Here is a 7,651-nt window from a genome sequence, read left to right on the forward strand (position 1 = left end):
GGTTCTTTTTATTAATAAAAAATTATTAATGAGTCAGGATCTCTGGAAATAAAAAATTCTCGGCTCTCTTAGCCATCACCACCGAGCTTGGTGATTCAGTCCTTTTTCGGTGGTGAAGGGGGAGCGTGATGCGTAACGTTAATTAAAATTGTATTAACTAGCGAAGTTGTCATTTTTATTATCCATTATATTTCTATATTTAGTTATTTTCAGCCCATTAATGAATGAGCTGAAAGGTTAAGTATTACACTGTTATAAAAAATCAGATATTGTTTCTATATGATGCATCATACTTAATTTTTTGGGAACACCTAATCCAGGGTAGTTTCCATTCTGATGAATAATAACATATTCTTGAAAACCTAGTGTGTTTTTATTTAATGATGGCGTTATATGAGAGAATTTAATTAACTCTTCAAGAGCTTCTCTAAATTTTCCTGCAGGGTTACTTTGATCTCCTGGGTTACTTATTGAAACGCTATGTTTAACATACATATGTGTTGTATCGTTATCAATATACGTAATATGTAGTGCTATTACGAATGCTGGACCACCACCTGTTGTCCATGTTTCATCGATAGTTAAGTAATCACCAAAACCAACTTGGTGTTCTACTAATGGCTTTGTAAACGTAAGGTGAGCATCGGAAAAAAATTGAGGTGTATTACTGTAATCAGCATTACGAGATTTTGCAGGAAAAGAATCATTGATGACAACACTATTAGGGAGCTTATTTGCGAAATCATCTGGGTAACGATTGATTTCTCGAATAATGTTATACATTGCTTTATGTGTATAGTGATCTACCTTGCTAAGGATACCTTCTTGAAAATAGAGTGAATAATTTACATTATCTTCAATAAATTGATCTAATAAATTTGTTACGTATTGAAGATTTTGATTATTGATTCTTATGCAAGGGATGAATGATGTACCTGTTTTAGCTATTTCTAAATTTAAGGAATCAGGAGAGTCATTTGCAAGATCACCAACTTCTGGATTAATAATGATATGCGGGCTGATCTTGTACTGATTAAGGCTTTGTATGCAAGATATCAGCTGAGTTAAATTATCATTTACAGGTTCAATGATAGGAAAAACTTTATCAGTCTTTAAGCGTGCTGCTACAGTTTTTAGTGCAACTAACTCAAACTGTTTGCCTCTCATATATGGGAAGTACATTCGTAATACCTTTATTGTCTAATTGGTTATTTAGTAGACAGGTTACGATATTTGACTTATGGGTTTTGTGAATCTTGTAGCTTATCCCTAAATTTTTCATGGATTTTGGTAATGCATTGATAAATATGTGATCATTACGACGATAATGCTTAAGCGTAGATTTAAATAGTTCATTTGCATCTTGCTCTTTTTGTGAGCAAAACAGTTTTTTACATTCGTTAAATAGTTCTGTAGGCATTACATTTGGAATATAGCCTTGTATTTCTTTAGCAATGTGTGTGTATTCTCCCTTCCTTAAGGTATGAAACATTAATTCTGTATTAAAAGAGGTGTTTAATGGAGCTTTCACTTTCTGACTTAAATTACCATTAGAATTCGCATGAATAATGCCAAATGTAGGGAATTCTTCTTGATATTTATATAATGCTTTTAAATGATTTTCATGTGCTACAACATAAGTTTGATCAAAAGAGCTTGTGTAAGCATCTAGTTGTTCTGGAAGCCTTTTTAATGAATCAAACTGTGTTTTTATTTCATAACAAGTAGAAAGACCATTGATGATTACGCAGTCAGCTTTGTTAGAACCAATACGTAGTTCACTAAGCATACTAGCTGTATTCATTGAATGCTTACCTATTAATACATTGTTAGCGATTGTGTTTTTAACAACATATTCATTAGGATAGTGTTTAATTAGTAGTTTATATGCTGTTTCAAATATATCCTCAAAAGTATTCAAATTATCGAATTGAGGGAATGAATACAAAATGTCACGAAGCAGCGACATGTCTCCCGAAGCTAATCGAGTGATTTCTGTACTTGTGAATAACTTCGCTAGATATTTATAGTTCATTTTATTTTAAGTCAGCTTATATTCTGAAAATAGTAGGTACAAAATTAAAATATTTCTTTATGAATACCATATAAAGAAGTTGAGATGTTAGGATAAAGGATAGTTCTTATCAAGAAATACTAGTAATAATTTTGAAGAGTGTTTAGAAGAATCCAATGGTAAATTTATGCTGATGGAAGCCAATGGAGTTGTAGCATTCAGTCGCTAAATGACACTTTTAGTCTATGCTAATTTAATGGAATTAATACCTGCTTTGTCCCTGAAGTGTCCTAAGTAACGAAGAAAGTTATTTAGCTATTTGGTTACAAATTACGTGTTAGAGTTAATCCAATAAAGCGTTGCTTGGTTCTTATCGTTTATAAATCATCCATAGCCATTGGTGTTATTATTGTGCATGTTTTCTAAGTAATGGCTTGTTGTGAAAAAAAATACTTATAAATTCAGCAGTTTATCGAAAATTTAATGGCAAATACTCAAGCATGAAAACTTAAGCTTACATGGATCTAAGTATCCCGTATTTATGAGGTAAGAGGCAAGGCGGGAGAGGTATAAATTCATGTTGAGTCATTACACCATTCATATGGGTTGTATGTTTTTGGCTTTATAGATGCTCAGAATAAATTGGAAATGTGAGCTTGATTCATTAAAAACAACAAAATGATAACAAACATATTATGTAGCGATTAAGGCACTGTAGTGTGGAATGTCTGATTTTGATAACTCACCACATGTACGTAAAAGTGCATGGTTTAAAAAGGAAGATATATGAGCGCTAAAAAGGTAGCCATTATTACAGGTGGTGGAAGAGGGATTGGCGCTGCAGCGGCGAAGTTATTTGCCAAAGAAGGCTATGACGTTTGTATCAATTATAAATCGAACTCAGAGGCGGCGAATAAACTAGCTCAAGAAATTTTGGCTGAAGGTGGTCAGTGCATTACGGTTCAAGCTGATGTTTCTAATGAAGCTGATGTTATTCGCATGTTCTCGACTGTTGATAAGGAATTAGGCGCAATATCTGTGCTTGTTAATAATGCTGGGATCCTAAAACAACAATCACGATTAGAAGAGATGACGGCAGATCGCATTAACGAAATACTGTTTAACAATGTTACTAGTTACTTTATTTGTAGCAGAGAAGCTGTGAAGCGTATGTCTACTCGTCATGGTGGCAATGGCGGAGTGATAGTTAATGTATCTTCTGGTGCGGCACGAACCGGATCACCAAATGAATATATTGATTACGCTGCATCAAAAGGGGCAATTGATACCTTAACCAAGGGGTTATCATTAGAAGTAGCAGCCGAAGGGATCCGTGTAAACTGTGTACGTCCGGGATTAATTCATACCGACATGCATGCCGATGGTGGTGAGCCAGAACGTATTGAACGATTAAAGAGTAAAATCCCTCTGCAAAGAGGTGGAGAGCCTGAAGAAGTCGCAGAAGCCATTTATTGGTTAGCATCAGAGAAATCATCATTCTCTACCGGAAACTTCCTTGATCTCTCGGGTGGTTTATAACATCAGGGGATGATCTAATCCGAGCGATATTTAAATCCGTCGAATAATAAAAACCCAAACACTTGTATTAAAAGTGTTTGGGTAATCAGGTATTAATTGTGGCAGGCGAAGCCTTTATTACCTATTACAGACAGCTCTCAAAGCCTTCAAAGTTTGGTGCACCTAAATAAATGTCTTTATTACCGCGAGCATTAGCATGAGCTTTACGGAACGCTTCTGATTGTGTCCAGTCTTCGAACGCTTGGCGAGAATCCCATACTGAGTGCGATGCAAACAGCGTGTACTCATCGTTTGATGCACCTTGCAGTAAGTTGAAAGATTGAAAACCCGGTACGGTATCTAGGTAGGTATCGCGGTTCTTCCAGATATCGATAAATTCTTGCTCAGAGCCTAAACGGATTTTAAAACGGTTCATTGCAATATACATGATGACTTCCTTTACTAACTTCAGTTTTTATTCTTGTTTTGCCACTATTACAGTATTGGTGAATGTAAGCTAGCAGCAAAAATACAATATTTGTTTACGTTTAATGTTCTCTGTAACTTCCACTATAAAACATGAAACATAATGTACGCCCGTTGAATAAACCAAAAAGACGCCATGATCCCCATGGTGTATAAAGGCACTTTTTGAAACAACTTATGATGAAATACAGGCACTTTAGCGCACAACTTTAATAGCACGATAAGAAACGATAAGAAGAGCAATTGCCCGATCTCAACCCCAATATTAAAACAGGCGAGGGTTAACGGAATGCTGGTTTGGCTCAATCCTACTTCTTTTAATGCGCTGGCAAATCCCAACCCATGTAACAACCCAAAGGAAAACGAAATGAGCCACGGAAACTTTCTGCTCAACGTTGGATTTTGTTTATCGTAAGGGCGAGTAAGCTCATAACACAAAAACAAAATACTCAGTGCAATTCCCGTTTCTACAGGGGGCTCTGGAATGTGTACCAGATTAAGCGCAGACAAACTTAACGTAATACTATGGGCTAAAGTAAAACAGGTAATGGCCTTTAAGAAGGTTTTAAAATCGCGCGTAAATAACAATAAGCCCGCCACAAACATTAGGTGATCAATCCCCGTTAATATATGGGTGATACCTAAGGTGACAAATAGCTTTATCGTAGTCCAAATCGAGATCTTATCGGTTAAGTGTAAGCTGTTATGCCCTTTATATAGCGCAAGCGTACTAACTTGTCCGTCTTTTAGCGTTAACTGCGTGAGTAGCTGACCTGTTTTTAGCCCGTTAAATACAAGGGTCGGTGATGATGTATTGGCTTTAAGTTGCAGCAAATAATCTTGTTCATCCATTCCGAAACCATTGCCACTTCGCTGTGATGCTAATAAACGTACTGTACCGCCATTAGTTAAGGTTGGTGTTATTTGAGTATGTTCACCTGCAATTACCGGGAGCTTTAACGCCAACTTATATTGTTGATTATCAAGCTGTGTGATCAAACCCACTGAAGGTTGATAAGGATGCGCCATTGCCAGTGGTGTCATTATTACCGAAAGCATGACGCTAATAACTGTGCCAACAACTAAGCGCCACATAAAATAAGAGATGTGCTTATACATTGTTTAATAGTGTCTTTGTGTTAACGGTAAAGTCTGAGCCTGCGGGTAGCGCTATGTGATATTGCTTAATAACGGCGGCTATTTTGTTATTAACATCATCGCGAGCAAAATCATGTGCTAATTGTTGCTTTGCCTGTTTAAAACTCAATACGCCTGCTTTTTGATAATTGAGCACCTTTATTGCAATCGCGCCAAAGGGAGTATCAATCGGTGCTGACCATTGGTTTGGTGCTAGTGCTGCTAATGCGTCTACTGTTTTTGTTCCCAGCTTTGCCAGTAATGCTTGCTTACTCACATCAGTTAAACATTGCTGAGAATCCATAGTAGAAATAGGGTGTTGAACTTCTTGCGGTGTTAAAAAGTGATAGCACAAAGAGTACATATCGGGGTGTTTATAACGCGCTTGATGCGTTAAATAGTATTGATGTAATAAGCTAGTATTAGTTGCATTGATCTTGGCTAACTGCGACACGTAAGACAGGTAGCGCTGCATCAACATTTCATTCAAGTTCGGATCGCCTTTCTCCAAGCCTAATTTTAAAGCTTGCTGAGATAGCATTTGCTTTAACACCACATGATTAATGTCTTTGTTTAATTCTTGTTTTGACGGTGGTGAGCCAAAGTAAAGCGTATCGTCTTTCTTTTGTTGAGTAACTTGTGACGGTGTCACTGAAATAGTGTTTTCGGAAGCCGATGAATGGTACAGCGAGTAGCAAATAAACAGCACAGTACCAGCGATAAGGAAATGCGAGAAGGGATCTTTAATAACTCTTTTAAGCCAATAGTTGCCTTTTTTTAACATGTTACGGGATCTTTTTAGTCTCTAAAAATTCCCATAAAGTATACATAACCTAACTGTATGAGTGTTGAATATTTGTTTACTCAATATGTATAAAAGCCTGCTCAGAGTGGCATGATTACGCTAATAACTACGTTTATTACCAACAGAGTAGGTGGCTGATAATAACAATGTTATCGTTATCTGCTTGTTCAAGACGATCACTTGCTAACCTTGCTTTGCAAATAGGGTGTTAGCAGCGTTATGGAGACACTCATGGTCAATTGGCCTTGTATATTAAAACTAGATGGTGATGACGAGCTGATTTATCTCGATTCAGAGCCGCAATTATTGAGCGAGTGTGAGGATCTGATCTTTAGTCAAGACGATTATGTGATTGATAGTCAGGGTTTTAGTTATTCAATTAGCATCAACAACGCAAGTGCCAAGCTGATCAACAACAACACACAATTAACAGTGGAAGAAGTGACAGCACTCATTCAAGCCCATGAGTTTAGTTTTGCCGAAGTGTGTTTAATCAAGATCCAATTTATATCGGTATCTGATGCTATTCATGCCCTTAAACCGAGCGATTAATCCTTAGTGTCGCTATTAAGAAGTAGGCTAAGTATAAAAATGGTTCAGTGCGCACACACACACTGAACCATATTATTGATGTTTAAAGTCTTATTGCGGTTACTTCAGGCTTGCTAAAATCGTTTCCGCTTTGCTCGCTTCAAATTGCTTTGGCTGTTCAACGTTCAGTTGAGTTACCACGCCATTATCAACAACCATTGCATAACGTTGAGAACGAATACCACCGAAGTTCTCGGTATCCATCTCAAGCCCTAACGCTTTAGTAAAGCTACCATCACCATCGCCCAACATCATAATTTCAGATGCGTTTTGCGCCTCGCCCCAAGCCTGCATTACAAAGGCATCGTTAACAGAAACACACGCAATAATGTCGACACCCGTTGCTTTTATCTCATCTGCTAACACCACATAACCCGGTAAATGGGCTTCAGAGCAAGTAGGAGTAAATGCCCCTGGTACAGCAAACAGCACAACACGTTTGTTGGCAAAAAGCTCAGCGGTATCGTGTTTAACCATACCGTCATGTGTGAGTTCACTTAGCACTGCGGCTGGTAATGTTTGGCCTTTCTCGATCATCGTTTACTTTCCTTGTTGTATTAGTTTGAAACAGTGTAGCGAGGAATTTATCTCACGGCTAATTTTGCTGGTGGAATAGGAGAGTTAAATGAGGGTTGTGATATACACGGATGATGTTAAATAAACTAGGCATGTTCGTTATTGATGAAGCGAATGCCATGAGTTCATTATGGGACGTTTGGAATCACGCATTACCGTCAGTATCGAGCGTTTATAAACCATCACCTAAAAGTTAGGTTTGAGTTATTAGCACCATAAAATAATAAATTAGAGCCACTGGTTTTCAATGAGAGCTGGTGGCTTTTTTGTGAAAGTCATTTCTCATGGCATTTTATAGCTCGAAAATGCCCCATTATGCGTTAGACCTTTTACTCATTCATATATTATAAATGTGATTTTGGATTAGTTTTATTTACTGTAAATATGATCAGTTATAATGAAACGTTGTGATTTTATCGCTTGAGTTCTGTTTTTAATAAGACTGATTAAATACATATCTTACTTATTACATCCTCTCATTGAGTGTCAGGCGTGAAAATTGTTATCAACCTCATGATATATAT

9 protein-coding genes are annotated in these 7,651 nt (G+C 37.0%); 3 read left to right on the top strand and 6 right to left on the bottom strand.

Translation table 11 applies throughout. The annotated features are described in order from the left end of the window. Positions 1-252 precede the first annotated feature (252 nt). Together E5A76_RS07340 and E5A76_RS07345 are read right to left on the bottom strand one after the other, a co-directional pair. The gene (locus tag E5A76_RS07340) at positions 253-1,182 is read right to left on the bottom strand and encodes a sce7725 family protein (protein ID WP_161118529.1); all 930 of its coding nucleotides are present in this window, start codon (positions 1,180-1,182) and stop codon (positions 253-255) included. Next, entirely contained in the window at positions 1,148-1,969 is an 822-nt protein-coding gene (locus tag E5A76_RS07345) for a sce7726 family protein (protein WP_237458844.1), read from the bottom strand. The genes E5A76_RS07340 and E5A76_RS07345 overlap by 35 nt, the downstream gene beginning before the upstream one ends. Positions 1,970-2,800: 831 nt before the next feature. On the opposite strand from E5A76_RS07345, the gene E5A76_RS07350 reads away from it, so the two are divergent. Then, entirely contained in the window at positions 2,801-3,553 is a 753-nt protein-coding gene (locus E5A76_RS07350; protein ID WP_161118531.1) for an SDR family oxidoreductase, read from the top strand. Between the two features lie 124 nt (positions 3,554-3,677). Here the strand turns inward: E5A76_RS07350 and E5A76_RS07355 are convergent, their stop codons facing one another. The 3 genes from E5A76_RS07355 to E5A76_RS07365 all read right to left on the bottom strand — a co-directional run bounded on the left by E5A76_RS07355 (position 3,678) and on the right by E5A76_RS07365 (position 5,939). Next, positions 3,678-3,980: an antibiotic biosynthesis monooxygenase family protein gene (locus E5A76_RS07355; protein WP_023932054.1), complete on the bottom strand. Its 303-nt coding sequence runs from the start codon at positions 3,978-3,980 to the stop codon at positions 3,678-3,680. Between the two features lie 122 nt (positions 3,981-4,102). Beyond that, complete coding sequence (locus E5A76_RS07360; protein ID WP_161118532.1) at positions 4,103-5,137, bottom strand: HupE/UreJ family protein; 1,035 nt, start codon at positions 5,135-5,137, stop codon at positions 4,103-4,105. Then, positions 5,130-5,939 (bottom strand): peptidyl-prolyl cis-trans isomerase, encoded by an 810-nt coding sequence (locus tag E5A76_RS07365; protein ID WP_161118533.1) that lies wholly within the window; start codon positions 5,937-5,939, stop codon positions 5,130-5,132. The genes E5A76_RS07360 and E5A76_RS07365 overlap by 8 nt, the downstream gene beginning before the upstream one ends. 252 nt (positions 5,940-6,191) lie before the next feature. On the opposite strand from E5A76_RS07365, the gene E5A76_RS07370 reads away from it, so the two are divergent. Continuing rightward, complete coding sequence (locus tag E5A76_RS07370; protein WP_161118534.1) at positions 6,192-6,512, top strand: DUF4144 domain-containing protein; 321 nt, start codon at positions 6,192-6,194, stop codon at positions 6,510-6,512. Positions 6,513-6,611: 99 nt separating this feature from the next. On the opposite strand, the gene E5A76_RS07375 is transcribed toward E5A76_RS07370, so the two are convergent. Further along, positions 6,612-7,088, bottom strand: a complete 477-nt coding sequence (locus E5A76_RS07375) for a peroxiredoxin (protein ID WP_161118535.1) — start codon at positions 7,086-7,088, stop codon at positions 6,612-6,614. A 110-nt stretch (positions 7,089-7,198) separates the two neighbouring features. Between E5A76_RS07375 and E5A76_RS20605 the strand changes: the two genes are divergently transcribed. Continuing rightward, the gene (locus tag E5A76_RS20605) at positions 7,199-7,324 is read left to right on the top strand and encodes a hypothetical protein (RefSeq protein ID WP_262383641.1); all 126 of its coding nucleotides are present in this window, start codon (positions 7,199-7,201) and stop codon (positions 7,322-7,324) included. Positions 7,325-7,651: the final 327 nt, after the last annotated feature.

The organism is Photobacterium lucens (assembly GCF_009873615.1).
GTDB classification, from domain to species: domain Bacteria; phylum Pseudomonadota; class Gammaproteobacteria; order Enterobacterales; family Vibrionaceae; genus Photobacterium; species Photobacterium lucens.